Genomic DNA, 1,936 nt, shown 5'->3' on the forward strand with positions numbered 1-1,936 from the left:
AGAATATCATAAATCCATCATCCTGTCAAGCACTTTTTTCTTCCGATCAGTACTTTTTTCATTCAACTGATGTATTCGTGATGCCCTCTCGTTGAGTGCCTGAATAGAATACACCTTTTTCGCCACAAAGTCAACACTTTTTTCACCTTTATTCGCGTTTTTTTGTGTAACTTCGTTGTTTTTCCTCATTTTGTACACAAAAACTGTCCTTCAGCGCATTTCTGCGCCAGAGGACAGTTTTCCCCAGTAAACAGATTTTACTTCTCTACTTTCTTGGACTCACGCTCCAACAGTTCCTTCATGATCTGCGGATATTCCTTGTCAAGCTTGTAGAACAGCATGACAAAAATCATGATGCAGCCGAGAACGGTAACGCCCCAGATAAACATATTAGAGATTGTAGCAAGTGCTGCTTCCGACTGTACAGCCAATGCGCCGTCATAGCCAGCAGAAGCCATGATAGTACCAATCAGTGCGTTGCCAATGCCCTGGCCAAACTTCTGACCGGAAGTAGCTGCTGCCTGAATCGCACCAGCCGTACGGATGCCCGTCTTCCACTGACCATATTCAATAGCATCAGCAATCATTGTAAAGATGAGGCCCAGAATCGGCGTCATGCCGATGCCGCGCAGCAGACCGCCAATGGTAACAACAGTTACACTCGTCGGGCCAACCAGAACGATCAGAGAGCCTGCGATAACGAACAGTGCGCCAATGATGCACCAGTTGCGCTTGCTTGTCCAATGCATGATTTTGCCAAGGATTAGTGTTGCAACAATCGTAATGCCATAACAAGCCGTATTAACATTACCTACAATCGTTGTATCGCCAATGATCCATTTGCAATAGTAGGTTGTAACGGTACCAGAGAAAGTCTGATACATAGCAAACGCAACGAAGAACAGGAACAGCATAATAAAGTACTTGTTCTTGAACAGAGCCGGAATTGCCTGCTTCAGCGGAACCTTTTCCTCGCCAAAATCGTCGAGTACCTGTACGCGCTCACGGGTGGATGCAAAGCAGAACAGCATCATAGCCGCTGCACCAAACGCATAGATCGCAGTCAGAATAATCCAGTTTCTCTGGCTATCCATACCTCCATTCGGCATTAGATTCAAAATCTTGGTAAAGAACAGGGTAATCAGAATATTGCCGATCGGACTCATTGCCATACGAATGATGTTGGTATCTGCACGTTCCTTCTGGTCACGTGTCATATAAGACAGTGTTGTAGCAAACGGCAGCTGGAACATCGTGTAAACAACCGTCAGCATCAGGTTATACGTAATGAAGATGTAAATGCCCTGTGCCATCTGTCCAACCTGCGGAACCGTCATCAGCAAAATAGCTGCGACAGCATACGGGATGGACATCCACAGCATCCAAGGACGAGCGCGGCCGTACTTGGAACGCGTGCGGTCAATGATAAAGCCCGCAGTAATATCGGAAACGCCGTTAAATACCTGAGAAATCGCAATAATCATACCAATAACTGCCGCATTGACATGCACAACATCGGTATAGAACATAACCAGCAAGCTGGAAGCAATGGTAAATACGATGTTGGTCGAAATTTCACCACAGCCAAATGCGAACTTCTCAAAGCCTGATACGCGATCTTTTTTAATGAATTTTCCGTATCCATTTAAGTTCATAATTCTCTCCCTCTCTTCTATTTTATGTTTACTTGCTGATAGTAGCCTTCAGTGCATCGATAGAAGTCTCCAGACCAGCCTCAACAGACATGGTGAGGTCTTCCATCTCCAGAGATACATAACCATCGTAACCCATCATATGGCAAACGGAGAAGAATTCCTTCCACCACTGGAGGTCACGGCCGCAGCCAACAGCGACATAGTTCCAAGTACGATCCTTGGAGCACTCTACCGGCAGGTTCTCCAGCAGACCGTCAACGTCTACATTGTAACGCTCCGGA

At 46.0% G+C, this 1,936-nt stretch carries 1 protein-coding gene and 1 pseudogene; both read right to left on the reverse strand.

Going from position 1 to position 1,936, the window contains the following annotated elements; genetic code table 11:
• Window positions 1–257 precede the first annotated feature (257 nt).
• Window positions 258–1,655, reverse strand: a complete 1,398-nt coding sequence (locus tag ACR0P9_RS11755) for an MFS transporter (RefSeq protein WP_432620371.1) — start codon at window positions 1,653–1,655, stop codon at window positions 258–260.
• Window positions 1,656–1,683: 28 nt separating this feature from the next.
• Window positions 1,684–1,936, reverse strand: a pseudogene (locus ACR0P9_RS11760) (sugar phosphate isomerase/epimerase); the annotation flags it as partial.

The sequence above is a fragment of the Butyricicoccus sp. genome (genome assembly GCF_050872565.1).
GTDB lineage: Bacteria > Bacillota > Clostridia > Oscillospirales > Butyricicoccaceae > Butyricicoccus_A.